We start from the raw sequence: 25,675 nt of genomic DNA, 5'->3' as shown, positions 1-25,675 counted from the left end.
TCACTGCCCCGCCGCGAGGATGCTGATCGCGATGTCGGTGGCCGGGCCGATGACGCTTTCGATCTCCCGGTCGTCTTCGGCGGTTTGGGCGGCCAGCTCGCGCACGCCGGCCAGCAGCATCACGGCCTTGGGCCTGGTGATGGCAGGAAGTTGCGCGCGCTGAAACCCCGCGTTCGTGGCGAGTTCTTCGAGCAGCGCCGCGAGTTCCGCGAAATTGCGCCGCTGAATCGGACGGGCGGCCGCCCCCAACGCCGGGAGATCGCGTATCCAGCTCAGCGAAATCGCCGGGCGCGCAGTGAGATGCGCGATATAGGCGGTGAACATCTGACGAATTTGCTTGTGCCAGTGCGCATCTGAATCGACAGCGTGCCGAATGTCGGCAACCAGGTCGTCGGTCACCGAAGCCAGCAACGCCAGGTAGCACTCCTGCTTGTTCGCGAAGTGCAGGTAGAAAGTCGTCTTGGAGGCCTGTGCCACCCGCACGATGTCGACCACGGACGTCGCGGCATAGCCGCGCTCGGCAATCAGGGCAGCGAGTGCGTCGATGAATCGCTGCCGAGCCACGTCCGGCGATTCACCACCTTCGACGTCGCTGCCGACCTCCTTGTTGCGCATGCCAGTACGTTATCGTACTGTGCCCTGACGTGCGAGTACGACAACGTACTCAGGCCTGCGGAGGGGACATGACGATGCGAGATGTGCGACACCGGCAGCGTGGCCCCGTCGCTTGGCCGGCGCTGAGCGCACTACTGGCACTGCTGGCCGTTCTCGGCGGTCCGGCGACTCCGGCCTCTGCTGTGGCGATCTCCCGATGCCCGTGGCGCGCCTCCACCGTCGCGAGCGGCCTGGGTTCGTTGGAGAACCTCGGATTCGACGGCTCGGGCACCATGCTGGTGTCGCGCACGGTCGGCAATTCCGGGCAGCTCTACCGCCTCACACCCGATGGCAGGGGCAGCACATTCGTACCGAATGTCGCTGCGCCAGGCAGCATTAACGTCGCCGGCGGCGCCGTCTATTTCACCACCGGCAACAGTTTCCTGTCCGGAATATTCGGCAGCAAAGACGGCACCATCGACCGAGTGGATCTCGGCACCGGAGCACTGACGACGATCGCCGCCAAACTCACCATGCCCAACGGCATGGTCCGGTTGCCCGACGGTTCGTTCATCGTTTCGCGCAACCTGGGTTGGACCACCGGACTCACCAAAATCACCGCGGACGGTGCCCACGAAACACGCTTCGCCCCATCGGTGACCATGGCCAACGGCCTGACCTACGACGCTGCCCACAACGCCGTGATCGCATCGATGGATCTGCATCCCGTCAGCACCCTGGCCGTCGTGGATCTGGACAACCCGGTCCACATCCGCACCGTCAATCTGGGACTGTTCGGACTATTCGGGTTCCCCGACGACCTCACGGTCGGCCCGGACGGCCTGATCTACCTGGCCATGGACGGCGGCGACATCGTCCGCATCGACCCCGACCAGCACGCCGCATGCATTCTGGCCTCGGGAATGTTCGGCAGCACTTCGGTGCGCTTCGGCGCGGGCCCCGGTTGGGACCCCCACGCCTTGTACAGCACCGATCTCGGCGGCACCATCCACAAACTCACGCCAACTGCCGGTTGAGAAGGCATCCCGGTGACCGGGCAACGGCTGTTCACGGGAACACCAGTACCGCAAGAATCCTTCGGCAACGAAAGGACTTGCAGCATGGATAGATTCAGCGACCGCCGGGTCATCGTGACCGGTGCCGGCTCGGGCATCGGCCAGGCCACCGTGGCCCGCCTGCTCGATGAGGGCGGCACCGTCGTCGCGTGCGACATCTCCGCCGACGGACTGGCCCGCACCAAGGAAGCCGCCGAAAAGGCCGGTACCGCAGCGCGTCTCACCACCACGGTGCTCGACATCTCGTCCGAAGAAGCCGTCACCAAGGGCGTCGACGCCGCGATCGCCGACATGGGCGGCCTGGACGTACTGGTCAACGTGGCCGCGATCGAGACCTGCTCGCACACCCACGAAACCACGCTGGCCGACTGGAACCGCATCATCTCGGTCAACCTGACCGGCACCTTCCTCATGACCCGCCAGGCCCTGCCGGCCCTGCTGGCCTCGGGGCGCGGCGTGATCATCAACTTCACCTCGACCTCGGCGAGCTACGCCCACCCGTACATGGCGGCCTACTCCGCCAGCAAGGGCGGCATCCTCAGCTTCACCCACTCGCTGGCCCTCGAATACGCCAAGCAGGGGCTGCGCGCGGTGAACATCCAGCCCGGTGGTGTCTCGACCCCGCTGGCCAACGGCACGTTCGCCAAGATGCCCGAGGGCACCGATTACGGCCTGTGGACCAAGCAGGTACCCATGCTCAACACCGGCAACGAATCGAACCTGGGTGACCCCAGCGCGGTTGCCGCGGTGGTCGCCATGGCGGCTTCCGATGACGGCGCGTTCCTCACCGGCACCGAGATCCGGATCGACGGCGGCGCGCACTGCTAGTTCCCTGCGGGGCCAGAACTTCCGCGGGTGCTCAGCTGACCGAGTCTGATTTGTCCGCTCAGCGGACCGAGTCCGACTTGTCCGCTCAGCGGACGATGACGTCGCTGGGCACCCGCGGATCACCAAGCATCGCCCGATGCGAAGGCGGCGTCCGGCCGTCCACGTCGGTGATGCCGTAGCGCTGGGCCTCTTCAGCGGCGATCACGGTCTGCCCGCTGATGCCGTCCAGGTCCGGGTCCTGGTACAGCGCATTGATCACATGCCCGACGAATTCCGGCGTTTCGAAGTTGCCCGCGGCCTTGGCCAGCGTGTCGGCGTCGAACGCCTGCTTGAACTTGTCGGTGAGCAGAATGCCCATCCAGACCGACAACGTCGATACCCCGGTGCCGTGGAAGTCGACGGCCATGTCGGCCGCCATCTTGTCCAGCCCAGCCTTCTGCGCACCGTAGGCCGGGCCGTGCATGTAACACACCGCTCCCGGCGATGACGTGAATGCGATCAGGCCCCGCTCTTGCGCCAGCAGCAGCGGCGCGGCGTGCCACGACGCGACATAGGCCGACCGCAGGCCGACGTCGAGCACGTCACCCAGGCCGATCGGCTTCTCCCAGAACGGCTTCGGGTCGACGAGATTGTCGTGCACCACGGCAGCGTTGTTGACCAGCAGATCGAGCCGCCCGGCCTCGTCGGCCACCCGGGCGAACAACGCGGCCACCGCATCGTCGTCGCGATGGTCCACCGCAACGGCGATGCCGCCGTCGCCAGGGTCGGTGACGGTGCGGCCGGTGAGATAAACCGTCCAGCCGTCGGCCACCAACGCCGCGGCAATGCCCTTGCCGGCGCCCCTGCTGGCGCCGGTGACGACCGCGACCCGCTTGTCTGAGCTCATGCGGCTATGGTGCCACGCCCAGTTCGTCCTGGACGACGTGCACGACACCGGCCGCCACCGCCGCGGCGATGGACTCCTTCAGCTGGCCACAGGCCAGGAAGATCCGGCCCGGCAGGCACTCCGCCCGCTGGCGTTCCTCGCACTTCGCGGCCGACTCGGAGGTCCACTGCACGCTGGTCTGCTGCCAGCTGCCCTTGCGCGCCAAAACCTGTGCGCCACAGGCACGGCAGGCCACCGGCACCATCGGCATGTCGGCCAGCCGGATGTCGGGCCGGGCGGTCATCAGACCGACTCCGCGGCCCGCGCTGCGATGTTGGCTTCCATCTCCCTCGTCCACGCCTCGCGCGGGACGGTGGTGTCCAATTCGTATTCGAAGCGGTCGGTCATCTCCGGCACCACCTCGGCGGCGTCGACGTAGAACTGCTCGTACCACCGGCGCAGCTGGTAGACGGGACCGTCCTCTTCGACCAACAGCGGGTTGTCGATGCGGGCCTTGTTCTTCCAGATCTGCACGTCCTGCTCGAAGCCCTGCTTCACCCAGTCGCCGAGCGCGTGCGCCGTTGCGACGGCCACCTCCTCGGGCAGACCCTCGACCTTCTTGACGATGATTCCGTACTGCAGCACAAAGGAATTCGAGTCGATCGGGTAGTGGCAGTTGATCAGGATCGTCTTGTGATCAGCGTCCGGGTAGTGGTACGTCAGGTCGTCGATCATGAAAGACGGCCCGTAGTACGACGCCACCGATGTCGACCCGAGCATCTTCGCGCCCTCGGTGCCCTGCATGTCCTCGCGGCCGCCACCGTTCATGTACTGCGTCGCGACCTGGCCTTCGAAGATGTTCTTGAAGTGCGACGGCACCGCACCGTGGATGTAGAAGAAGTGCGCCATGTCGACCACGTTGTCGATGATCTCGCGGCAGTTGACGTTGACAACCGTTGTGTACCAATGCCAATCGGTCCACTCGTCGCTGCCTGCCTGCTCGATGCGCGGGATGTAGACGTCCTCCGGCGGTGCACTGCCCTCGGGGTCGTTCCAGATGAACAACATCCCGTCCTGCTCGAGGGTCGCCCACTTCGCGGTGCGCGCGAGCCGCGGCGTGCGCTTGGCGTAGGGCACCAGCTTGCACTTGCCGTCGCCGCCCCAGCGCCAATCGTGGAACGGGCAGGCGATCGCGTTGCCCTTGACGGTGCCCTGGCTCAGGTCGCCGCCCATGTGCCGGCAGTAGCTGTCCAGCACGTTGAGCTGGCCGTCTTCCCCACGGAACACGACGAGCTTCTGCCCGAAGGCGTTGACCGAGTGCGGCTTGCCGTCACCGAGATCCTTGGTCAGGCCAAGGCAGTGCCAACCACGGGCAAACCGGGTCGGCGCTTCACCGGCTTCGATCTGGCGAACATCGACATCATCCAGCGACATCTGATGGACCATCCTTACCTTGAAAACTGGTCTGCAGTTTGATGTTTCAGGTCTAACAGCAACGGGGTGGCGAATGCACGTGTTATCCCGCTGGCAGGGATGCCCGAGGCCGGAAAACCGTCTGCCGCAATACGCTTAGCGGCCGTGACGACATCTGCCGCGGCCACGATTCCGGCCGGCCTCGACATCGCTGACACCACCGTCGATCTGCTGGTGATCGGTTCCGGCACCGGCCTGGCCGCCGCACTGAGCGGTCAGGAATCCGGGCTGAACGTCCTCGTCGTCGAGAAGTCTTCGGACGTCGGCGGCTCCACGGCACGCTCCGGTGGCGCGCTCTGGCTGCCGACCACTCCCCTGTTGACCGACAAGGGCACCGCCGACACCGCTGATCGCGCCGCGACCTACCTCGACGCCGTGGTGAACGGGACCGCGCCGGCCGCCCGCTCCACCGGCTTCCTGAAGCACGTCAACGCGACCGTCGACATGCTGGGGCGAACCACCCCGATGCGGTTGTTCTGGGCCCGCGAGTACTCGGACTACCACCCTGAGCGGCCGGGCGGCCGGGCCACCGGGCGCACCTGCGAATGCCGCCCGCTCAACGCCCGCGTGCTCGGCAAGTACCGGGACCGGTTGCGCGGCGGCGTGATGGAGGTCAAGGTCCCGATGCCGACCACCGGCGCGGACTACAAGTGGATGAACCTGATGACGCGGGTGCCCCGTAAAGGGTTGCCGCTCATCGCAAAACGGCTCGCGCAGGGCATCGGCGGCAAGCTGCTGGGCCGCGAGTACATCGCCGGTGGCCAGGCGCTCGCGGCTGGGCTGTTCGCCGGTGTGTTGCAGGCCGGCATCCCGATCTGGACCGACACCTCGCTGGTCCGGCTGACCGGCGACGGCCGGCGGGTCACCGGTGCCGTGCTGTCGCACGCAGGCCGCGAGGTCACCGTCACCGCCACGCGCGGTGTCGTGCTGGCGGCCGGCGGCTTTGACCATGACATGGCGATGCGCCACAAGTACCAGTCCGATTCGCTCGGCGACCACGAGAGCCTCGGCGCCGATTCCAACACCGGTGAGGCCATCCGGGCCGCCACCGATCTGGGTGCCGCCACGGCGTTGATGGACCAGGCCTGGTGGTTCCCGGGGGTGGCGTCGGCGAACGGCCGTCCGCCGGCGGTGCTGCTGGCCGAGCGCTCGCTGCCGGGCTCGCTCATCGTCGATCAGGACGGCAAGCGCTTCGCCAACGAGTCGACCGACTACATGTCGTTCGGCCAGCGAGTGCTCGAACTCGAGCGGGCCGGCACCCCTGTCGAGTCGATGTGGATCGTGTTCGACCAGAAGTACCGCAACAGCTACGTCTTCGCCGCCGGCTCGTTCCCGCGGATGCCGCTGCCCAAGTCCTGGTACCAGGCCGGTATCGCCGCCAAGGCCACCAACTTCGCCGACCTGGCGGCGCAGATGGGCGTCCCGGTCGCCGATTTCGAGCAGAGCATGACGCGGTTCAACGAAAGCGCGGCCGCCGGCATCGATCCTGATTTCGACCGCGGCCTCAGCGCGTACGACCGCTACTACGGCGACCCGACCGTGACGCCCAACCCGAACCTGCGCCCGCTGGTCAAGGGTCCGTTCTACGCGGTGAAGATGACGCTGAGCGACCTCGGCACCTGCGGTGGCGTGGTGGCCGACGAACGCGGACGCGTGCACCGCGAGGACGGCGGCGTCATCGAAGGGTTGTACGCGCTGGGCAACACCGCGGCCAACGCCTTCGGCGCGGTGTACCCGGGTGCGGGCGCGACCATCGCACAGGGTCTGGTGTACGGCTACATCGCCGGACGGGATGCGGCCGGGAAGCTGTAGACCTCAGAGGCCGCCGAGATCGTCGGGCACATCGACGGCGTACTCCCTGAGCACCTCGAGCGGCACGACCTCCAACGTCCGCTCGTGGGTGGAGGCCAGCACCACCGGTGCCGCGCACCCGTCGCGGTGCGCCCGAAGCCAGTTCACCGCGGTCACGCACCAGCGGTCCCCCGGCGACAGCCCCGGAAACCGATATTCCGGCATCGGCGTGGAGAGGTCGTTACCGATCGAGCGCTGGTGCGTCAGGAACTCGGCGGAGACGACCGCACAGATCGTGTGCAGGCCGGCGTCCTCAGGCCCGGTCGAGCAGCAGCCGTCGCGGTAGAAGCCGGTCAGCGGCTCGGTGCCGCACGGCTCCAGCGGAGCACCGAGCACATTGCGATCAGCCATCGGTCAATCCTTCCGTGCCCCCGGGCACAATGTCCCACGATCCCTGGCACGGCGCACCGGTCATCGCGAAGTCTTGTTCGCCGTGAAAAGGTGTGCCCCGGAATCGATGTCCGCACCCAAGGTAACGGCGTCGGACAGCGTCACGTTCTCCGGGACGCGTTCGTCCATGACGACCACGGCGACAATCGGATTGAGCCCGCCCGACTCGATCGCAGGAACGTCGTAACTGATGACGACCTGACCCGCCGCGACATCGTCACCCTGACTGACATGAGCCGTGAAACCTGCACCCTTGAGTGCGACGGTGTCCAAGCCGAGGTGCACAAGAACGCCCACGTTGTCCGGGGTCAGGACCACGTAGGCGTGTGGCATCAACTTCAAGAGCTTGCCGCTGACCGGGGCGACCGCGTCGATCACCCTGCGCGGCGGGTCGATCGCGGCGCCGTAGCCGACCATGCCCGCCGAGAAGACGGGGTCCGGGACGTCCTCAAGCAGAACCGCACGCCCAGCGACCGGGGCGAGAACTGACGTCTGACTCACTGCCGTATCTCCTCTGCTCGTGGGCTCCAACAATACGAGCGCCGGCGAACGCGATCTCACAGCCACACGTTCTCGTCTAAGCTTCCGCACAACTTCCGCGCCCGGCGGCGTTTCTGCGGCAGAAGAGGGTCCCGCACATGAACAGCACACCGAAAATTGCAGGTGCGCAGGAGAAGTCGGGCGTGCGCGTTCCCGGCTTCGCGCAATTGCAGCGGCTCGGCAAGAGCCTCATGCTGCCGATCGCGGTGCTGCCCGCGGCAGGAATCCTGCTCCGGCTGGGTCAAGACGATCTATTGGGCAAGATCAAGGCTCCGGTCATCGGCCCGTTCTTCCACGCGATGAGCGCTGCCGGTGACGCGATATTCAGCAACCTCCCGCTGTTGTTCGCCGTCGGTGTCGCCATCGGATTCGCCAGGAAGGCGGACGGTTCGACAGCACTGGCCGCCGTCGTCGGTTACCTCGTGGTGCAGGCGGTGTTCAAGACCATGTCGCCCGTCGTGCTCGCCGGCGAGGTCGACAAGGCCGGCGCCCAGGCCCAGATCAACTACAGCGTGTTCGCGGGAATCGTGGTCGGCTTGCTCACCGCGTGGCTCTTCGACCGCTACCACACCATCCAATTGCCCTCCTACCTAGGATTTTTCGGGGGCAGGCGGTTCGTCCCGATCGTGGTATCAGTCACCTGCCTGTTCCTCGCGTTCGCGATGAGCTACCTCTACCCGTTCTTCGACGCGGGCCTGACCGGCCTCGGCAAGTTCATCGGGGGCTCGGGCGCCCTTGGCGCCTTCGTGTACGGCTTCGCCAACCGCATGCTGATTCCGCTCGGACTCCATCACATCCCGAATTCGTACGTGTGGTTCCTCTACGGCGACTATCAGACTCCCGACGGCCACGTCGTCACCGGCGAACTCACGCGCTTCGCCGCGGGCGACCCGACAGCGGGCATTTTCACGTCCGGGTTCTACCCGGTTCTGATGTTCGGGCTGCCTGCCGCAGCCCTGGCGATGATCCATGTGGCGAACAAGAAACAGCGGAAGGTCGCCGTCGGCATCCTGTCGGCGGCGGCGCTGACGGCGCTGCTGACCGGCGTCACCGAGCCACTCGAATTCGCGTTCATGTTCGTGGCGTTCCCGCTCTACGTCATCCATGCGGTGCTGACAGGGCTGTCACTGGCGATCGCGTATCTGCTCGACATCCACCTGGGCTTCTCGTTCTCCGCCGGGCTGGCCGACCTTCTCCTCTACGGCACGGCTCCGGCCGCGAAGAACATCCCGCTGCTGCTCGGCATGGGCGTCGTCTTCTTCGTCGTCTACTACGTGCTGTTCCGGTTCGCCATCACCAAGTGGGACTTGCGGACGCCGGGACGGGAACCGGAAACCGACTTCGAGGCGCAGGAGCAGGCGAACCTCGGCGAGGGTACGGACTCCGCCACCGCGGTGGTCGTCGGCGGCGCCGCGACCGCGACACTGACCGCGCCGGCGCCCACGGTCACCGAGAGCAGGGCAGAGCAAGTGATCGCGGCGTTCGGCGGCCGGGAGAACCTCGTCAACGTCGACGCATGCATCACCCGCCTGCGCATCGAAGTCGCCGACAAGGGCAAGGTGGATCAAGACCGCCTGAAAAGGCTTGGTGCCGCGGGTGTCATCGAGGTCGGCAACAGTGTCCAAGCGGTTTTCGGCACCGACGCCGAGGCCATGAAGAACGACATCGTCGAAATCCTCTAGAGCGGCAGTCGTACCCGGCCACCGCGCGGGAACGCCCGACTAGCTGCCGTGCCGCCCCTGAACCTCGCGTTCGACCTCTCGCCACAGGCCCGGCATCGAACGCGGCATGCCCGCAACGCCTTTCGCCGCGGTCTGCAGCACCGCGTCGGCCTCGTCGATGTCCTTCATCAGCTCGAGTGCGAGCTCCCGCTCGGCGGCGTAGTACTTGGCCGCCCAGCGCAGCGCGATCACCGAATAGGCCCACACCGGCTGGGCCTTGGCACCGTCGGAGTCCTCGGCGGCCTGCCGCTCCATGGCCTCGCAATAGGCGACATGCTGCTCCAGCAGCTCGCGCAGCCGGGTCGGGTTGCTCAGGTGGCCGAACGTAACCCGCAGCAGCACACTGTGTTTGAGTACCGGAGGGTCGACGGGCGCGTTGTTGGTCCAGTCGGTCACGGCGGCCATGCCGGCCTCGGTGATCTTGTACAGGCGACGCGTGCGCAGGCCCTCGTCCTGTTCGACGCGGGACTCGAGATAGCCAAGTCCCTCAAGCTTTTTCAGCTCGGTGTAGATCTGGCTGTAGGACGGGCTCCAGTAGTAGAAACCGACGCTCCAGTCGATCCACTTCTTGATGTCGTAGCCGGTGATTTCCTCTTCGTACGACAACATGCCGAGCAGCGTCCAACTCGTCGCTGCCAGCGACGGTTTGCTCGGCGGCTTGCTTGCCATCTGCTTAGCCTAACAATCTATTGCCGCAAAGGCCCTAGTCATGACCGCCTGTCGGGATAGTCACTTGCGGCCCACCGGCCCGGCTACCGCGGCCACATACCGACGTACCACCAGCTCTTCGGCCTTTTCGTCGGCCAAAGGCCAGCACAGCAACGACAGCACAACCCGCACAATCCAGTCCGCGAGCAGCGGATCCGCGACCCCGGACAGCTCGCCCGCCGCCTGCGCCAGGCGCGGCGAATCGAAGTCGACCAGGGCTCCCGCACGCACCAAACCAGAGGCCAGTGGGTCCGCTCGGACCACCCGGACAGCCGACAGCACGGCGGCCGCGACCCGCTCCGGCCCGGTTTGCCCGGACACCGCCTGGGCGATCTCCTGCCCGACCCGCATGATCGCGCGGGCCAACACCCCGTCGCGCAGCGCCTGCTTGCCGCCGACGTGCCGGTACACCGTGGCGCGCGAACAGCCCACGCTCGCGGCGACTTCGTCGATATTCAACCGGTCCAGGCCGTGGGCAGCAGCGCTGGCCGCCGCGGCGGCATAGATGCGTTCGACGCCCGCGTCGCGGCGGTCGGCGCCGATCAGCCAGTCCATACCTGTGATACTAAACCGGAAATGTGTCTCACAGTGAGACGGTTTTTCCGGAACCGTCCGCATCGCCGCAGCTCCCGGGCCGTGCGTGAGACAGCGCGAAATCGCCCTTGACATGCGGTTTCCGGACGCCAAAACTCAAGGCGTGCAACTAGTTTCAGATCTGCTCAGCCTGTCCACGCTGGACGATCCGTATGCCTGTTATGCGCAACTGCGGGTCGCCGGTCCGGTGCACCGGGTGGCCGGCACAGATTTCTACCTGGCCACCACGTGGGATGCCGTGCAGGAGGCCGTCAGCCGCCCGGAGGACTTCTCCTCAAACCTGACCGCCACACTGGTGACTCAGGGGACCCAAGCGTCGACCTTTGACATGGGCGGCGTCGACACCGCAGGACATGTCCTCGCCACCGGCGACGACCCGCGCCACGCGCACGAACGCAAACTGGTGCTGCCGGCCCTGGTGGCCAAGCGGATCCGGGCCCTCGAGCCGGCGATCGCCGACATCGCCCGTCAACTCTGGCTCGACGCGGCAGTGGACGGCCACATCGAGTGGATGTCCGCCATCGGCGACCGACTGCCGATGACGTTGGTGGCCAGGCTCATCGGGCTGCCCGACGACGACGTGCCGCAGCTGGTGCAGTGGGGCTACGGCAGCACCGAACTGCTCAGCGGCGTCTTCGATCTCGAGCACATCGGCACCGCGGTCGAGACGTCGACGCAACTCGCCGGCTATCTGTACACCAAGTTCGCCGAAGCCCAGGCGGACCCCGGCGACGACCTGCTCGGCGACCTCGCCCGCGCGGTCGCCGACGGCGCCATCGCAACCGAGGTGGCGGTGCTGATGCTCATTCAGCTGGTCGGTGCCGGCGGCGAATCCACGGCCGGGTTGATGGGCAACGCAGCCCGGCTGCTCGCGACCCAGCCCGACGTCCAGGAACAGGTGCGAAACGACCCGCAACTGGTGCCCGCTCTGCTGGAGGAGACACTGCGGCTGGAGTCGCCGTTCCGCAACCATCACCGGCACATCCGGACCGACACCACGCTGGCCGGTGTGCCGCTGCCCAAAGACGGTCACCTGCTGTTGTTGTGGGGCTCGGCCAACCGCGACCCGGCCGCGTTCGACGACCCCGACCAGCTGCAGCTGGACCGGCCGAACCTACGCAATCACCTGGCGTTCGGGAAGGGCCTGCACTTCTGTGTCGGTGCGGCACTGGCCCGTACGGAGGCCCGCATCGGGATCACCACACTGCTCGAGGCCACCAACTGGTTCGAGCTGGCCGACGCCGAATGGGTGCCCAGCCTCATGGTGCGCCGGCACCGGCGCCTGGAGCTGCGCTACCGCTGACCCTCATCGGCAGTGCCGCCGGCATCGTCGCGCAACATCCGCACCGAGATGTGCGGCACCCGCTGCCCCGGTTTACGGGCGAAGCGGTACTCCCAGGACAGCCCACCCCAGAGCTGCCAGCCACGGCGACGGGAGATGAGGCACAATCCCGCGCCGACCGCGGTGCCCACGAGAACGCCGGGCTCCGCCAGCCCGACGTACCAGAACCCGGTGACCACCGCGCTGGCCGCCAGCGCACTCGTCGCATAGAGCGTGGTGCCGCCGAAAATCTGCGGCACCCGATGCGTCGTGATGTCGCGCAGCGCACCACCACCGACCGCGGTGATGGTGCCAAGCAACAGTGCAGGTACCCAGCCGAGGCCCAGCGCCAGTGTCTTCTGTGCGCCGGCGGTCGCCCAACAACCGAGCGCCAACGCGTCCACGTACGGAAACACCGCTTGCCAGCCGCGGCCACCGATCGGCATCAGGAAGGCGATCACCGCACCGATCACCGCGCACAGCGCATAGCGAAAGTCGGTGAGCGCCACCGGCGGTCCGTGTTGCAGCAGGGTGTCGCGGATGATGCCGCCGCCGAGCCCGGACAGCAGTGCCAGGGTCAGGAAGCCGATCGGGTCCACGCGCTCGTCGCGGGCGACGATGCCGCCCAGGATCGCGTTGGTCAGGACGCCGGCCAGGTCGATGACGGCGAACAGCTCGCCGATGGTCGACACGGGTTATTCGGGCAGGCGCAGTTCGGGCTTCTCGACCTCTTCGATGTTGACATCTTTGAAGGTGATGACCCGGACCTGCTTGACGAACCGCGCCGGCCGGTACATGTCCCAGACCCAGGCGTCAGCCAGGCGCAGCTCGAAGTAGACCTCGCCGTCGGCGTTGCGCGGGATCAGCTCGACGCTGTTGGCGAGGTAGAAGCGGCGTTCGGTCTCCACGACGTAGCTGAACTGCCCGACGATGTCCTTGTACTCGCGGTACAGCGAGAGCTCCATCTCGGTTTCATACTTCTCGAGATCCTCGGCACTCATCGGCACAGACTCATCAGGTCAGCGGTCCTTCTGTTTACTTGGTTTTGCAGAGCCATGTCTTGTTCGGATTGGCGACTAGTTCCCATTTTTCCCTACCCGGATCGGCAGCGCTGCCCTATCGCCGGGTTGGCAGCCAGCTTGCGCACATTGGCGAACGAGAACCGGTGCTCGGGGCACGGGCCCAGCTCGGCCAGCGCCGCGGTGTGCGCGGCAGTGCTGTACCCCTTGTGGACCGCGAACCCGTAGCCGGGATGTACGGCGTCCATCTCCACCATCAGGCGGTCGCGACTGACCTTGGCCAGCACGCTGGCCGCGGCGATGCACGCGGCCGCGGCGTCCCCGCTGACCACCGGCAACGACGGCACCGGCAGGCCCGGCACCCGGAACCCGTCGGAGAGCACGTAACCCGGCCGCATGGGCAGGCCCGCGACGGCGCGGCGCATGCCTTCGATGTTCGCGATGTGCACCCCGCGCCGGTCCACCTCGACCGACGGGATGAACACCACGTGGTACGCCAGCGCGTAGCGCCGGATCAACGGGAACAGACGTTCCCGTTCGGCTTCGTTCAGCTTCTTCGAATCATCAAGGGCCGCCAGGCTTTCCAGCCTATTCGGCCCCAACACACAGGCCGCGACGACGAGCGGACCGGCACAGGCCCCGCGGCCGACCTCGTCGACCCCGGCCACCGGCCCCAGCCCGCCGCGGTACAGCGCGGACTCCAGGGTGCGCAGGCCTGCGGACTTGCGGATCACCGTGCGAGGTGGCCAAACGGGCACCGAAGAACCTATTGACCGGTCTGCGGATTGACCGTGATCACACCGCCCCAGCGCGACGGCGGCCACGCGATGAACCGGGCCTTCCCGATCACATTGGCAACCGGCACGGTGCCCGCGGTCGGGTCTCCTGTGCACATCAGCGCGTTGATGGCGTCGGCCGGCGTGTTCGTGCAGTGGGCACGCGAATCGGCCGAGTGAGTGCGGTTGTCCCCCATCACCCAGAGCCGCCCGTCCGGCACCTTCACCGGGCCGAACTCGTTGCCCAGGCAGGGGTCGGTCGCCGGGTCGACCATCATGGTCGCCGGGTCCAGGTACGGCTCGGTGAGCTTCTTGCCGTCGACCGTCAAACCGGTCGAGTTCCGGCACTGCACCGTTTGACCACCGACCGCGATGACGCGCTTCACCAGATCGTTCTCATCGGGCGGCACGAAGCCGACGACCGAGAGCGCGTTCTGGATCCAGCGCATGGTCGGGTTGTCCGAACGGATCGACTTGTAGCTGATGTTCCAGTTCGGCGGGCCCTTGAAGACCACGACGTCGCCGGGCTCGGGGGCGCCGAACCGATAGGTCAGCTTGTCGACCATGATCCGGTCACCGACGCAGCCGCTGCAGCCATGCAGCGTGGGCTCCATGGACTCCGACGGAATCAGGTACGGGCGCGCCACGAATGTCAGCACGAGGTAGTACAGCAGCACCGCGGTGACGACGAGGACGACGCCTTCGCGCAGCGCAGCCAGCTTCGACTTCGGCTTTTCGTCGGCCTCGTCGGCCGTGCCAGCCGCGTCGGCGGTCGCTGTCGTGTCGGCGTCGTCCGTCGTCGGACTGTCCGGGGTGCTGCTGTCTTCGCTTGGGCCGGTCACGGCACCAGGCTAGTCAGTTCGGCGGAAAAATCGCCGGACAGACTCAGCGCTTTTCCTTGATCTTGGCCTTCTTGCCACGGAGTTCGCGCAGGTAGTACAGCTTGGCGCGACGGACGTCACCGCGGGTGACGACGTCGATGTGGTCGATGTTCGGCGAGTGCACCGGGAAGGTCCGCTCGACGCCGACGCCGTAGCTCTCCTTGCGGACGGTGAAGGTCTCACCGATGCCGCCACCCTGACGACGGATCACGACGCCCTTGAACACCTGGATGCGGTGCTTGTTGCCCTCGATGACCTTGACGTGGACGTTGAGGGTGTCGCCGGCGTTGAAGGCCGGGATGTCGTCGCGCAGCGACGCCTGGTCGACGAAGTCCAGCGTTTTCATCGGTGACACTTCCTTGCTAACTCGCGGGCCACATCCGCCGGACGCCATGCGGCGCGGCGGAAAAGCCATTCTCTTTACGGACGTACTTGGGCGGATGCCGCAGCGGGCGGGGACACATCCGAAACAGACGCCGACCCCGCGCCCAGCGCGGACAACTGCTCAATTGTGCCAGACAGCCGCCGGGTGACGAAATCGTGACCCCATCGGGGCCGATGCAGCAGACATCACATGCGGCACGGTCACAGTCGTCACACCCAACACAGCTTTACCCGTTAGGCTAAACAACCAGAATTTTATCCATCGTGATGCTAGGAGACCCATGCGCCCGCAGCAGTTGAAGCTGCTGACCATCACCGCTGCCACGGCAACGGTGATGCTCACAGCCGGTTGCGAGGCGAAGGTCTACGGGGCTGCGCCGCCGAACCGGATCGCGCTGACCGTCGTGCCGGTCGTCACCGCGCTGGAGATGCCGGAGGCGCCGGCCGTCGAACCCGCCGCGGCCCTGGCGGGTCTCGACGCCCGCGAACGTAGTGCCACCACCGATGCCGCGGCAGCCGGCGCGTCGATCAGCGCCGCGGTGCTCGATCGAGACACCGGCCAGCTGATCGCCACCGGCAACAAGTCCGCCATGCCCATCGCGTCGGTCGCCAAGCTGTTCATCGCCGACGACCTGCTACTGCAGGAGGCCAAGGGCCAGATCGAGCTCACCGCCGCCGACCGCCAGTCGCTCGACACCATGCTGCGGTCGTCCGACGATTCCGCGGCCGAGGTCTTCTGGAACCGCAGCGGCGGCAACAGCGTCGTCAGTCGCGTCGCGGCCCGCTACGGGCTGACCGGGACGTCGGTGCCCTACGACGGCAAGTGGTGGAACACCATGAGCACCACCACCGACCTGGTGCACTACTACGACCAGTTGCTGAACGGCACCGGCGGATTGCCCCCGGAGCGGGCCAGCATCATCCTGGCCAACCTGGCCGCGTCCACGCCGTCGGGCGCCGACGGCTACCCGCAGCGCTTCGGCATTCCCGACGGCCTGTACGGCGAACCGGTTGCGGTGAAGCAGGGCTGGATGCCGGAGTGGAACGGCAACAACTGGATGCACATGTCCACCGGCGTGGTCGGCGCCGACCGCCGCTACGTCATGGCAATCGGCTCGTTGCAACCCACCGATGACGCCACGGCACGCACCACGATCACCAATGCCGTCAAGACGATGTTCCCGAGCGGGCGGATCAGCTAGATCAGTTAGTCGGGCAGCAGGTCCGGGCGGCGCTCCCGCGTCCGCTGCAGCCCCTGCTCGCGGCGCCAGGCAGCCACCTTGGCATGGTCCCCCGACAACAGCACCGGAGGCACCTCGAGGTCACGCCAGACCGGCGGCCGGGTGTAGCTCGGCCCCTCCAGCACTCCCCCGACGTGCGCGGAATGCGAATCATCTTGGTGCGACACGGGATTGCCCAGCACGTCGGGCAGCAACCGCACCACAGCTTCGATCATCACGAGCGCAGCGGATTCACCACCGGGCAGCACGTAATCACCGATCGACACCTCTTCGACCCGCATCCGCTTGGCCGCATCGTCGGCGACGCGCTGGTCGATGCCCTCGTAGCGGCCGCAGGCGAACACCAGATGCTGCTCGCCCGTCCAGCGGTGCGCGTGCTCCTGGGTGAACAACCGGCCTGCCGGCGTCGGGACCACCAAAACTGTTTCCGGCGTACAGATTTCATCGAGGGCGGCGCCCCAGATCGGCGCTTTCATCACCATGCCGGGCCCGCCGCCGTACGGGGAATCATCCACCGACTTGTGCACGTCGTGCGTCCAGTTCCGCAGGTCGTGGACACCGAGTTGCACTGTGCCATTGGCGATCGCCTTGCCCGGCAACGACTGCTGCAACGCATCGAGATACGCCGGGAAAATGGTGACGACGTCAATCCGCATGAGTGTCAGTCCAACTCGAGCAGACCGTCGGGCGGATCGATCTCCACCAGACCGTCGGCCAGCGACACCGTCGGCACCATGTGGGTGACGAACGGCACCAGCACCTCGGCACCGGATTCCGTTCGGATGGAAAGCAATTCGCCACCCGGGGTATGCAGCACCTCGGTCACCACACCGATATCGACGCCGTCGACGGTGCGGACCTTGAGGCCCTCGAGTTGGTGATCGTAGAACTCGTCGGGCTCGTCGATGGGCGGCAGGCTGGCGGAGTCCACCAGAAACAGGGTGCCGCGCAACGCATCTGCCGCGTTGCGGTCGGCCACGCCGTGCAGGCGCACCAACATTCGGCCACCGTGCTCCCGCGCCGTTTCGACGACGAAGGTGCGTTCGGGGCCGGGATTCCGGGCTCCGGGCTTGCCACGCAGCGATGATCCCGGCGAGAAACGCTCGCCGGGATCATCGGTACGTACTTCGACGACTACCTCGCCGCTGATGCCGTGCGCCTTGACGACGCGGCCGACCACGAGGTCCATATTTATTGGTCGGTGTCCACCACGTCGACGCGGATACCCCGGCCACCGATACCGGCGACCAGAGTCCGCAGCGCAGTGGCCGTACGGCCGCCACGCCCGATGACCTTGCCCAGGTCGTCGGGGTGCACGTGCACCTCGACGGTGCGCCCGCGGCGGCTGGTCACCATGTCGACCCGGACATCGTCAGGGTTGTCGACGATTCCGCGGACGAGGTGCTCTACGGCGTCGACGACGACGCTGCTCATTCGGCGGGCGCTTCGGCCTCGGCCTCGGTGGCCTCAGCAGCCTCGGTCTCGGCGGCAGCCTCAGCTGCCTCTTCCTTCTTGTCCTTGCGCTTCTTCAGCGTCACGGCCTCGCCACCGTGGGCGGCGTCGGCGTTGGCCAGCGCGGCGTTGAACAGGTCCAGCTTGGAGGGCTTGGGCTCCTTGACCTTCAGGGTGCCCTCGGCGCCCGGCAGGCCCTTGAACTTCTGCCAGTCACCCGTGATCTTCAGCAGGGCGGCGACCGGCTCGGTCGGCTGTGCGCCGACGCCCAGCCAGTACTGCGCGCGCTCCGAATCGATCTCGATCAGGCTCGGCTCTTCCTTCGGGTGGTACCGGCCGATGACCTCGATGGCGCGGCCGTCGCGGCGGGTGCGCGCGTCGGCGACGATGATGCGGTACTGGGGGTTGCGGATCTTGCCAAGCCGGGTGAGCTTGATCTTGACAGCCATGTTCTGCACTTCTCCTGATGATTGCCACGCTGCAATTCAGCGACTCAGGCGGATTGCCCGGTCCGGTCTTGCCTCACGTGTGTGACCGCCGCGCGGCGCATTGAACGAGTCGCGGACAGACAGCCGACCATTCTGCCAGAGCAGCCACGACCGGCCCAAATCCTGCCCCAGCACCGCCGACTCGGTCTGGGGGTACCTCCCGCTTGCGGGGGACTGTCACACGGTTTCGCGAGGATTCTGTGTCACAACTGGCCGCTCGGCGTCAGACGACGCGGTCGAAGCACTTGGTCTCGACGCGGCGCGTCATGCGCCAGCCCTCGGCCGTGCGGAGGAACTCGTCCTCGTACCAGAGGCCGCAGAACAGCACCTGGCTCTGCGTGTCCGCATTCGCAGCAGGCAGCACCATCGGGTTGAAACAGATGGTGCGCGATTTGGCGGTGTCGCCGGTGATGGTGACGTCGAAGTTGCCGAGCATGTGCGCATATGCCGGGAAATTCGGCAGCACCTGGGACAACCACTCCTTGACCTCGGGGAAATGCCCGTCGATGCCGCCCATCGCGCGGTAGTCGATGTAGGCGTCGGGCGTGAAAACCTGGGCCAGATCATCGAATCGGCGGGTGTCGATGGCCGTCGAGTACGCGACCAGCAGTTGTTGGATTTCCAGACGGTCCGAGATCTCCTCGAGGCTCAGCATGCTCCGATTGAACACCACCGGACAGCTGTCCGGGCGGCACCGTCCAGGTTCGGCCAGTAGGCTGCTGGCCCCATGGGAAGGTTCGTAACCGCCGTCATGGCGGCCCTGACGCTCGTGTTCCTCGTCGCGCCGCCGATGGCGGCCGCTGACCCCGACATCCAGTCGGCCGGCACCATGCCGATTCCGGCGGGACCGGCCCCGGCCTGGATCGTCGCCGACATGGATTCGGGCCAGATTCTCGCCGGCCGCGATATGGACCTGCGGCATCCGCCCGCCAGCACCATCAAGACGCTGCTGGCGCTGACCGCGCTCGGTGAGTTGCCGAGCCTCGACGCGACCGTCGTCGGCACCGTCGCCGACACGCAGGTCGAGTGCAACTGCGTCGGCATCGTCCCCGGGCACGTCTACACCGCCCGCCAACTGTTGGACGCGGTGCTGCTGGCCTCGGGCAACGACGCCGCCAACGCCCTGGCGGACATGATCGGCGGCTACGACGCCGCGGTCGCCAAGATGAACGCGAAGGCCGCCTCCATCGGTGCCGTCGACACCCACGCCGCCACTCCGTCCGGTCTGGACGGTGCCGGTGGGTCGGGCTGGACCACACCGCGCGACCTGGCCATCATCTTCCGCGCCGCCATGGCCAACCCCTACTTCGCGCAGATCACCGCGCAGCCCGCCGCGACATTCCCGGGCAAGAACGGCAACGAGCAGATCGTCAACGAGAACCAGCTGCTGCAGCGCTACCCGGGCACCATCGGCGGCAAGACCGGATTCACCGACGCCGCCAAGAAGACCTACGTCGCCGCCGCCGACCGCGGTGGCCACCGACTGGTCATCGCGATGATGTACGGCATGGTGCACGAAGGCGGACCGACCTATTGGGATCAGGCCTCCGCACTACTGGACTGGGGCTTCGCGCAGGACCGCTCGGTCAGCGTCGGTTCGCTGTAGGCGAGCGGAGCGACGGGAAATGCACGCGTAACCGATACCCGACCGGAATCTGGGCGCGAGCTGATCGCAGCCTGGCGTCCGTAGCGTCGGCGCTCGTGCGCAGACTGTTCACGGCGACCGCGCTGGCCCTCAGCGCGTTACTAGCGGCGCCGATCGCAACGCCCATCGCGGGGGCCGAACCCACCGGGCAGCCCACGGGCGCACAGGCATTGGCGAACGGCCCGGCCAAGGCCTGGCTGGTCGCCGACCTCGATACCGGTCAGGTGCTGGCCTCGCAGGACCCGGGCGGCTCGTACGCACCGGCCAGCACCATCAAGCCACTGCTGGCAATGGTCGTACTGGACAACCTGCGAGCCGATGCGCTGGGACGGGCCAACGAGTCACACACCAAGGTGGAGTGCTCGTGCGTCGGGCTCAAGCCCGGCCAGGTGTACTCCGCGCGGCAGCTGCTGGACGCCCTGCTCATGGTGTCGGGCAATGACGCCGCGAACATGCTCGCGGACATGCTCGGCGGGCAACGCGTCACGGTGGCGGCCATGAACCGCAAGGCCGCCGCACTCGGTGCCCGCAGCACCCGCGCGGGCTCGCCGTCCGGTCTCGACGGACCCGGCTGGGAATCGATCACCACACCGCGCGACCTCGGGGTGATCTACCGGGCAGCGCTGACCTATCCGGTGATCGCCGAGATCTTCCGGCAGACGTCGGCGCAGTTCCCTGGCCGGACTCTCACCAGCCAGAACGAGCTGTTGACCGGATACCCCGGCGATTTCGCCGGCAAGACGGGCTACACGGACCGGGCCCGCAAGACGTACGTCGGCGCTGCGCAACGCGGGAACCACCGGCTGGTCGTGGTGCAGATGTTCGGCACCGGCGATCTCTACCCCCAGGCACGGCAGCTGCTGGACTGGGGATTCAGCCAATACACCTGAGTCAGTAGACCCGGCCGCGCAGGATCACCAGCTCAGGGTGGTCGAGGACGCCCGGCAACCGCGGATCGTCGGCGTAGCAGACCAGATCGGCCGAGGCGCCGTGCTCCAGTGCCGGACGCCCCAACCAATTTCGGGCATCCCAGCTGGCCGCCCCCAGGGCTTCCGTCGGGCTCAGACCCACGCGGCGCAGGGCCGCGACCTCGTCGGCGATCCGGCCGTGGGCGATCATGCCGCCGGCGTCGGTGCCCGCATAGATGGGTACCCCGGCCTCGTGCGCGGCACCGACCCGCTGCGGGCACGTCGCATACAGATCGCGCATGTGCTTGGCGTACGCCGGAAACTTGGTTGCCTTCTCCGCGATGCCGGGGAAGTTCTCGATGTTGATCAGGGTCGGCACCAGCGCTGTGCCGTGGGCCAGCATCAGCTCGATGATGTCGTCGGTGATGCCGGTGCCGTGCTCGATGCAGTCGATGCCGGCGTTGATGAGCCCCGGCAGCGCCTCCTCCCCGAACACGTGCGCTGTGACCCGGGCGCCGTTGGCGTGGGCGGCGTCGATGGCGTCTTTGAGGACGCCATCGGACCACAGCGGCGCCAGGTCGCCCACTCCCCGGTCGATCCAGTCCCCGACGAGCTTGACCCAGCCGTCCCCGAGGCGGGCTTGCTCGGCGACGTACTGCGGCAGCTGCGACTCGTCCTCGATGTCGATCGGGAGCCCCGGCATATAACGCTTGGGCCGGGCCAGGTGCCGGCCCGCCCGGATGATCCGGGGCAGGTCGTCGCGATCGTCGAAGCCCCGGGTATCCACCGGCGAGCCGGCGTCGCGCAGGAGCAGCGCACCGGCCTGGCGCTCGGTCTGAGCCTGGCGCTCGGCCTCGTCGAGTTCGACGGCGCCACCCGGCCCGAGGCCGACGTGACAGTGCGCGTCGACCAGACCGGGGATGATCCAGCCACCGTCGAAGATCGTCTCGGCACCGGCTACCGGTTCAGCCGACAGCACCCCGCCACGTATCCACCACTGCACCTCTTCGCCGCCGGGCAGGCCCCGACCGCGAATGTGCAGGTTCACCGGACTACTTCTTCGGGAACTTCAGCTGCGACAGATCGAAATCGGCAAGCCCCGGCGGCAACTCGTTCAGCCCCTGCGGCATGTTCGACAGATCCGGGAAACCGCCCGGCAGCGCGCTCGGGTCCAGGCCGAACGGGTTGGCCGCCGCCTTCGGCGCCGTCGGCCCGCGACCGCCCTTCTTGCCCTTGCCCGCCTGCTTGTTCTTGCCCTTGGCGACCTTACGAGTGTTCTTGCGGCCGAACGGCATTCCCATCTGGCCGGCCATCTGCGACATCATCTTGCGGGCCTCGAAGAAGCGGTCGACCAGCTGGTTGACCTCGGCCACGGTGACACCGGAGCCGTTCGCGATACGCAGTCGCCGTGAGGCGTTGATGATCTTCGGGTCGGACCGCTCGCCGGGGGTCATGCCGCGGATGATCGCCTGGATCCGGTCCAGGTGGCTGTCGTCGACAGCTGCCAGGGCTTCCTTCATCTGGCCGGCACCGGGCAGCATGCCCAGCAGGTTTCCGATGGGACCCATCTTGCGGATCATCAGCATCTGCTCGAGGAAGTCCTCGAGCGTGAGCTCACCCGAACCGATCTTGGCGGCGGCCTCTTCGGCCTTCTTCTGGTCGAAGACCTGCTCGGCCTGCTCGATGAGGGTGAGCACGTCACCCATACCGAGGATGCGCGAGGCCATGCGGTCGGGGTGGAAGACGTCGAAGTCTTCGAGTTTCTCGCCGGCGGAGGCGAACAGGATCGGCGCGCCGGTGACCTCACGCACGGACAGCGCGGCACCACCACGGGCGTCGCCGTCCAGCTTGGTCAGCACGACACCGGTGAAGCCGACGCCCTCGCGGAAGGCGTTCGCGGTGGTGACGGCGTCCTGACCGATCATCGCGTCGAGGACGAACAGGGTCTCGTCAGGCTTGACGGCGTCGCGGATCGCGGCGGCCTGGGCCATCAGCTCCTCGTCGATACCGAGGCGGCCGGCGGTGTCGACGATCACGACGTCGAAGTGCTTGGCCTTGGCCTCGGCCAGACCCGCGGCGGCAACCGACACCGGGTCGCCGGTGGTCATCTGGTCGATGCTCACCCCGTCGGGCGAGACTCCCGGATGCGGGGCGAAGACGCTGACGCCCGCCCGCTCACCGACGATCTGCAGCTGGTTGACCGCGCCGGGGCGTTGCAGGTCGCAGGCCACCAGCAGCGGGGTATGCCCTTGCTCGGCAAGCCATTTCGACAGCTTGCCGGCGAGGGTGGTCTTACCGGAACCCTGCAGACCGGCCAGCATGATGACGGTCGGCGGGGTCTTGGCGAATGCCAGCTGACGCGTCTCACCACCGAGGATGCCGACGAGCTCCTCGTTGACGATCTTGACGACCTGCTGAGCCGGGTTCAGCGCACCGGAGACTTCAGCGCCCTTGGCGCGTTCCTTGATCCGGCCGATGAATTCGCGCGTGACCGCAAGCGACACGTCGGCCTCGAGCAGGGCCAGACGGATTTCGCGGGCGGTGGCGTCGATATCGGCGTCGGTCAGCCGGCCCTTGCCGCGCAGACCCGACAGCGCACCGGTCAACCGGTCGGACAGGGATTCAAACACGTGGCTAAGCCTAGCGGTCGGCCAGCTCTGGCCTGGAGTGACCGTCGGCGCTAATCTGGTCACGCACGTAGCCAGATATCGCCTGGAGGCCGGATGACTGCGATCGACGTTCCCCTGCCCGAAGTGCGCAGCTCTACTGACGGCATGGCCGGTACGAAGCACCTCAGCCAGTGCACGCTGTGTGAGGCGCACTGCGGAATCCACGTCACGGTGACCGATGGCAAGGTCAGCCGCATCGAGGGCAACCCAGACGACGTCTTCTCGAAGGGCTACATCTGCCCCAAGGCCACCGCCATGGGCGCCCTGCATCACGACCCCGACCGGCTGCGCACCCCGATGCGGCGGGTCGGCGACAGCTTCGAGCCGGTCAGTTGGGACGAGGCGTTCACCGAGATCGGGGACCGACTGCGCCGCATCCGCAAGGAGCACGGGGCCCGATCGGTGGGGATGTACCTGGGTAACCCGGCAGCGCACAGTTCGGGCGCGTTCTACGGGCTGATGTTGCGGGCGGCCCTGCTGACACCGAACTTCTTCTCGGCGTCCACGCTCGACCAGATGCCCCACGAATATGCCGCGTGGCGGGTCTTCGGCTCCAACGTCCTGGTCCCGATCACCGATATCGACCGCACCCAGCGACTGGTGATCCTCGGCGCCAACCCCGCGGTGTCGAACGGTTCGCTGTCGATCATGCCGGGCGCCAAACGCCGCATCAAAGCGATCCGCGAGCGCGGAGGCAAGGTCGTCGTCATCGACCCCCGCCGGACCGAGACCGCCCAGATGGCCGACCAGCATGTGTCGGTACGCCCCGGCGGCGACGCGTACCTGCTGCTGGGCATGCTGCACGTACTGATCAATGAAAACCTTTGCGATACAGCCGCTCTCGATGAGATTGCGACGGGATGGCACGAGCTGAAGGCACTGGTCGCCGATGCCGGCCCGGAGGCCGTCGCACAGCGTGCCGGGGTGGACGCGGAGGTGATCCGCACCCTGGCCCGCGAGCATGCGGCCGCGGAATCGGCAGCCATCTACGCCCGGATCGGGATCTGCCAGCAGCAGACCGGAACCCTGGTGAGCTGGCTGGTCATGGTGCTCAACACGGTCACCGGCAACCTGGACCGCGCGGGCGGAACCATGTTCTCCACGCCGATCGCGGACCTGCCACGGCTGGCCAAGTACGTCCCGGTGGGACACGGGGCGTGGACCGACCGGTCCGGCCGCTACCAGTCCTTCCGCGCCGAGTTGCCCGCCGTCGCGATGGCCGACGAAATCCTCACCCCTGGGGACGGCCAGATCCGCGCGATGATCACCTATGCCGGCAACCCGGCGTCCTCCGTCCCACAGAAGGGCCGGCTAGGCGAGGCCCTGGCGTCGCTGGATCTGTATGTGGCAGTGGACATGTACGTGACCGAGACCACCCGGCACGCGGACTTCATCCTGCCGCCGGTGTCACCGCTCGAGCGCGAAGACGTCGGGTTGCTGACCACGATCTTCAGCGTGCGCAACAACATTCGCTATCAACACCGGACCTTCGACCCACCCGCCGGCGCCCTGGAGGACTGGGAAATCCTCAGTCGTCTGACCATGGAACTGCTCCCGGCTCCGCTGCGGCAGCTCACCGCGCCGCTGCGCACCCCGCTGATCGAGTTCGCCAACCCGATGCGGATGGCCGCGGTGGCGCTGGCAACCGGACCCTACGGCCGAATCCGCAAGGGCCGCAAGGGAAAGACCATCGACGATCTGCGCTCCAGCGCCGGCGGCCTGGACCTCGGCCCACTGCAACCGCGGCTACGCGCGGTGATCGCCACCCGCGACCGCAAGGTCGCCCTGGCGCCCGCGGAGTTCGTCGCCGCCGCCGTCCAACTACTCGACAAGGCGCCGGACAATACCGACAACTCCGGCCACGATCTGCAGCTCATCGGACGGCGCCAACTGCGCAGCAACAACTCCTGGCTGCACAATCTGCCGTCGATGACCGGTGGCTCCAACAAGTGCACGGTGCTGATGCATCCCTCCGATGCTGATGCGCGCCGGCTCGCCCAAGGCGACCTCGTCCGGGTCACCTCAGCGACAGGACAGATCGAAGTGCCGCTCGACATCAGCGACGATATCCGGCCGGGCACCGTGGCGGTGCCGCACGGCTGGGGACACACGAACACCGGCTGGCACCATGCCAATAACCTGCCCGGCGCCAACGTGAACGACTTGCACGATCCGGCGTTGGTGGACCCATTCACCGGGACGGCGGCCGTCAACAACACCTGGGTGACGGTCAGCGCCGGCTGACCTGGTG

The 25,675-nt window shown here is 67.1% G+C and carries 29 protein-coding genes; 9 read left to right on the top strand and 20 right to left on the bottom strand.

The annotated features are described in order from the left end of the window. Positions 1–615, bottom strand: coding sequence for a TetR/AcrR family transcriptional regulator (locus tag AC1U2B_RS01815; protein WP_480215447.1), 615 nt, complete (start codon positions 613–615; stop codon positions 1–3). 68 nt (positions 616–683) lie between these two features. Here AC1U2B_RS01815 and AC1U2B_RS01810 point away from each other — a divergent pair, with 68 nt between their 5' ends. After that, positions 684–1,631: an SMP-30/gluconolactonase/LRE family protein gene (locus tag AC1U2B_RS01810; RefSeq protein ID WP_480215446.1), complete on the top strand. Its 948-nt coding sequence runs from the start codon at positions 684–686 to the stop codon at positions 1,629–1,631. An 84-nt stretch (positions 1,632–1,715) separates the two neighbouring features. After that, positions 1,716–2,498: an SDR family NAD(P)-dependent oxidoreductase gene (locus tag AC1U2B_RS01805; RefSeq protein WP_260972495.1), complete on the top strand. Its 783-nt coding sequence runs from the start codon at positions 1,716–1,718 to the stop codon at positions 2,496–2,498. Between the two features lie 85 nt (positions 2,499–2,583). Here AC1U2B_RS01805 and AC1U2B_RS01800 read toward each other — a convergent pair whose 3' ends face one another. Genes AC1U2B_RS01800 through AC1U2B_RS01790 form a run of 3 tightly spaced genes read right to left on the bottom strand, consistent with a single transcriptional unit; the run spans position 2,584 to position 4,797 of the window. Next, on the bottom strand, positions 2,584–3,384 hold the full coding sequence (locus AC1U2B_RS01800) for an SDR family NAD(P)-dependent oxidoreductase (RefSeq protein WP_480215445.1): 801 nt from the start codon (positions 3,382–3,384) through the stop codon (positions 2,584–2,586). Positions 3,385–3,388: 4 nt separating this feature from the next. Next, entirely contained in the window at positions 3,389–3,667 is a 279-nt protein-coding gene (locus AC1U2B_RS01795; protein ID WP_260972494.1) for a ferredoxin, read from the bottom strand. Then, positions 3,667–4,797, bottom strand: a complete 1,131-nt coding sequence (locus AC1U2B_RS01790) for a 3-ketosteroid-9-alpha-monooxygenase, oxygenase component (protein ID WP_480215444.1) — start codon at positions 4,795–4,797, stop codon at positions 3,667–3,669. The genes AC1U2B_RS01795 and AC1U2B_RS01790 overlap by 1 nt, the downstream gene beginning before the upstream one ends. 99 nt (positions 4,798–4,896) lie before the next feature. Between AC1U2B_RS01790 and AC1U2B_RS01785 the strand changes: the two genes are divergently transcribed. After that, positions 4,897–6,648 carry a 3-ketosteroid-delta-1-dehydrogenase gene (locus AC1U2B_RS01785; protein ID WP_480215737.1) on the top strand — a complete coding sequence of 584 codons (1,752 nt, stop codon included), beginning with the start codon at positions 4,897–4,899 and terminating at the stop codon, positions 6,646–6,648. Between the two features lie 3 nt (positions 6,649–6,651). Here AC1U2B_RS01785 and AC1U2B_RS01780 read toward each other — a convergent pair whose 3' ends face one another. Both AC1U2B_RS01780 and AC1U2B_RS01775 read right to left on the bottom strand, forming a co-directional pair. Beyond that, positions 6,652–7,038: a DUF2237 family protein gene (locus tag AC1U2B_RS01780; RefSeq protein ID WP_043393462.1), complete on the bottom strand. Its 387-nt coding sequence runs from the start codon at positions 7,036–7,038 to the stop codon at positions 6,652–6,654. Positions 7,039–7,098: 60 nt separating this feature from the next. After that, on the bottom strand, positions 7,099–7,578 hold the full coding sequence (locus tag AC1U2B_RS01775) for a PTS sugar transporter subunit IIA (protein ID WP_043393459.1): 480 nt from the start codon (positions 7,576–7,578) through the stop codon (positions 7,099–7,101). A gap of 137 nt (positions 7,579–7,715) precedes the next feature. On the opposite strand from AC1U2B_RS01775, the gene AC1U2B_RS01770 reads away from it, so the two are divergent. Further along, on the top strand, positions 7,716–9,299 hold the full coding sequence (locus AC1U2B_RS01770) for a PTS transporter subunit EIIC (RefSeq protein ID WP_480215443.1): 1,584 nt from the start codon (positions 7,716–7,718) through the stop codon (positions 9,297–9,299). Between the two features lie 39 nt (positions 9,300–9,338). On the opposite strand, the gene AC1U2B_RS01765 is transcribed toward AC1U2B_RS01770, so the two are convergent. Together AC1U2B_RS01765 and AC1U2B_RS01760 are read right to left on the bottom strand one after the other, a co-directional pair. After that, a complete protein-coding gene (locus AC1U2B_RS01765; protein WP_043393453.1) occupies positions 9,339–10,007 on the bottom strand; it encodes a PadR family transcriptional regulator in 669 nt (222 codons plus the stop codon). A 60-nt stretch (positions 10,008–10,067) separates the two neighbouring features. Next, positions 10,068–10,601 carry a TetR/AcrR family transcriptional regulator gene (locus AC1U2B_RS01760; protein ID WP_043986777.1) on the bottom strand — a complete coding sequence of 178 codons (534 nt, stop codon included), beginning with the start codon at positions 10,599–10,601 and terminating at the stop codon, positions 10,068–10,070. Positions 10,602–10,743: 142 nt separating this feature from the next. On the opposite strand from AC1U2B_RS01760, the gene AC1U2B_RS01755 reads away from it, so the two are divergent. Further along, positions 10,744–11,943, top strand: a complete 1,200-nt coding sequence (locus AC1U2B_RS01755; protein ID WP_480215442.1) for a cytochrome P450 — start codon at positions 10,744–10,746, stop codon at positions 11,941–11,943. On the opposite strand, the gene AC1U2B_RS01750 is transcribed toward AC1U2B_RS01755, so the two are convergent. The 5 genes from AC1U2B_RS01750 to rplS all read right to left on the bottom strand — a co-directional run bounded on the left by AC1U2B_RS01750 (position 11,934) and on the right by rplS (position 14,983). Beyond that, the gene (locus tag AC1U2B_RS01750; RefSeq protein ID WP_480215441.1) at positions 11,934–12,653 is read right to left on the bottom strand and encodes a trimeric intracellular cation channel family protein; all 720 of its coding nucleotides are present in this window, start codon (positions 12,651–12,653) and stop codon (positions 11,934–11,936) included. The genes AC1U2B_RS01755 and AC1U2B_RS01750 overlap by 10 nt on opposite strands. A 3-nt stretch (positions 12,654–12,656) precedes the next feature. Next, on the bottom strand, positions 12,657–12,962 hold the full coding sequence (locus AC1U2B_RS01745; RefSeq protein ID WP_003893809.1) for a DUF2469 domain-containing protein: 306 nt from the start codon (positions 12,960–12,962) through the stop codon (positions 12,657–12,659). A gap of 92 nt (positions 12,963–13,054) precedes the next feature. After that, complete coding sequence (locus AC1U2B_RS01740) at positions 13,055–13,738, bottom strand: ribonuclease HII (protein WP_480215440.1); 684 nt, start codon at positions 13,736–13,738, stop codon at positions 13,055–13,057. Positions 13,739–13,746: 8 nt separating this feature from the next. Further along, positions 13,747–14,598, bottom strand: a complete 852-nt coding sequence (lepB, locus tag AC1U2B_RS01735; RefSeq protein WP_480215439.1) for a signal peptidase I — start codon at positions 14,596–14,598, stop codon at positions 13,747–13,749. Positions 14,599–14,641: 43 nt separating this feature from the next. Then, positions 14,642–14,983, bottom strand: coding sequence for a 50S ribosomal protein L19 (gene rplS / locus AC1U2B_RS01730; protein ID WP_133762512.1), 342 nt, complete (start codon positions 14,981–14,983; stop codon positions 14,642–14,644). A 319-nt stretch (positions 14,984–15,302) separates the two neighbouring features. Between rplS and AC1U2B_RS01725 the strand changes: the two genes are divergently transcribed. Continuing rightward, positions 15,303–16,223, top strand: coding sequence for a serine hydrolase (locus AC1U2B_RS01725; protein WP_260941450.1), 921 nt, complete (start codon positions 15,303–15,305; stop codon positions 16,221–16,223). 5 nt (positions 16,224–16,228) lie between these two features. Here AC1U2B_RS01725 and trmD read toward each other — a convergent pair whose 3' ends face one another. The 5 genes from trmD to AC1U2B_RS01700 all read right to left on the bottom strand — a co-directional run bounded on the left by trmD (position 16,229) and on the right by AC1U2B_RS01700 (position 18,857). Beyond that, entirely contained in the window at positions 16,229–16,918 is a 690-nt protein-coding gene (trmD, locus tag AC1U2B_RS01720; RefSeq protein WP_480215438.1) for a tRNA (guanosine(37)-N1)-methyltransferase TrmD, read from the bottom strand. Positions 16,919–16,923: 5 nt separating this feature from the next. After that, positions 16,924–17,451, bottom strand: a complete 528-nt coding sequence (gene rimM, locus AC1U2B_RS01715) for a ribosome maturation factor RimM (protein ID WP_480215437.1) — start codon at positions 17,449–17,451, stop codon at positions 16,924–16,926. 2 nt (positions 17,452–17,453) lie between these two features. Further along, positions 17,454–17,696, bottom strand: a complete 243-nt coding sequence (locus AC1U2B_RS01710) for an RNA-binding protein (RefSeq protein ID WP_003881089.1) — start codon at positions 17,694–17,696, stop codon at positions 17,454–17,456. Further along, positions 17,693–18,163: a 30S ribosomal protein S16 gene (gene rpsP, locus AC1U2B_RS01705; RefSeq protein WP_260941447.1), complete on the bottom strand. Its 471-nt coding sequence runs from the start codon at positions 18,161–18,163 to the stop codon at positions 17,693–17,695. Before rpsP ends, AC1U2B_RS01710 begins: the two co-directional genes overlap by 4 nt. Positions 18,164–18,425: 262 nt before the next feature. After that, on the bottom strand, positions 18,426–18,857 hold the full coding sequence (locus tag AC1U2B_RS01700) for a nuclear transport factor 2 family protein (RefSeq protein ID WP_480215436.1): 432 nt from the start codon (positions 18,855–18,857) through the stop codon (positions 18,426–18,428). Between the two features lie 72 nt (positions 18,858–18,929). Between AC1U2B_RS01700 and AC1U2B_RS01695 the strand changes: the two genes are divergently transcribed. Together AC1U2B_RS01695 and AC1U2B_RS01690 are read left to right on the top strand one after the other, a co-directional pair. Next, complete coding sequence (locus tag AC1U2B_RS01695; protein ID WP_043393432.1) at positions 18,930–19,808, top strand: D-alanyl-D-alanine carboxypeptidase family protein; 879 nt, start codon at positions 18,930–18,932, stop codon at positions 19,806–19,808. A 95-nt stretch (positions 19,809–19,903) separates the two neighbouring features. Next, positions 19,904–20,737, top strand: coding sequence for a D-alanyl-D-alanine carboxypeptidase family protein (locus AC1U2B_RS01690; protein WP_480215435.1), 834 nt, complete (start codon positions 19,904–19,906; stop codon positions 20,735–20,737). Between the two features lies 1 nt (position 20,738). Here the strand turns inward: AC1U2B_RS01690 and AC1U2B_RS01685 are convergent, their stop codons facing one another. Continuing rightward, positions 20,739–21,803 (bottom strand): amidohydrolase family protein, encoded by a 1,065-nt coding sequence (locus AC1U2B_RS01685; protein WP_480215434.1) that lies wholly within the window; start codon positions 21,801–21,803, stop codon positions 20,739–20,741. A gap of 4 nt (positions 21,804–21,807) precedes the next feature. Beyond that, entirely contained in the window at positions 21,808–23,385 is a 1,578-nt protein-coding gene (gene ffh / locus AC1U2B_RS01680) for a signal recognition particle protein (RefSeq protein ID WP_043393425.1), read from the bottom strand. 144 nt (positions 23,386–23,529) lie between these two features. Here ffh and AC1U2B_RS01675 point away from each other — a divergent pair, with 144 nt between their 5' ends. Continuing rightward, positions 23,530–25,668 carry a molybdopterin-dependent oxidoreductase gene (locus tag AC1U2B_RS01675; protein ID WP_480215736.1) on the top strand — a complete coding sequence of 713 codons (2,139 nt, stop codon included), beginning with the start codon at positions 23,530–23,532 and terminating at the stop codon, positions 25,666–25,668. Positions 25,669–25,675: the final 7 nt, after the last annotated feature.

The organism is Mycolicibacterium sp. P4_G11 (assembly GCF_056555145.1).
This window is presented reverse-complemented; position numbering and strand designations above follow the sequence as displayed.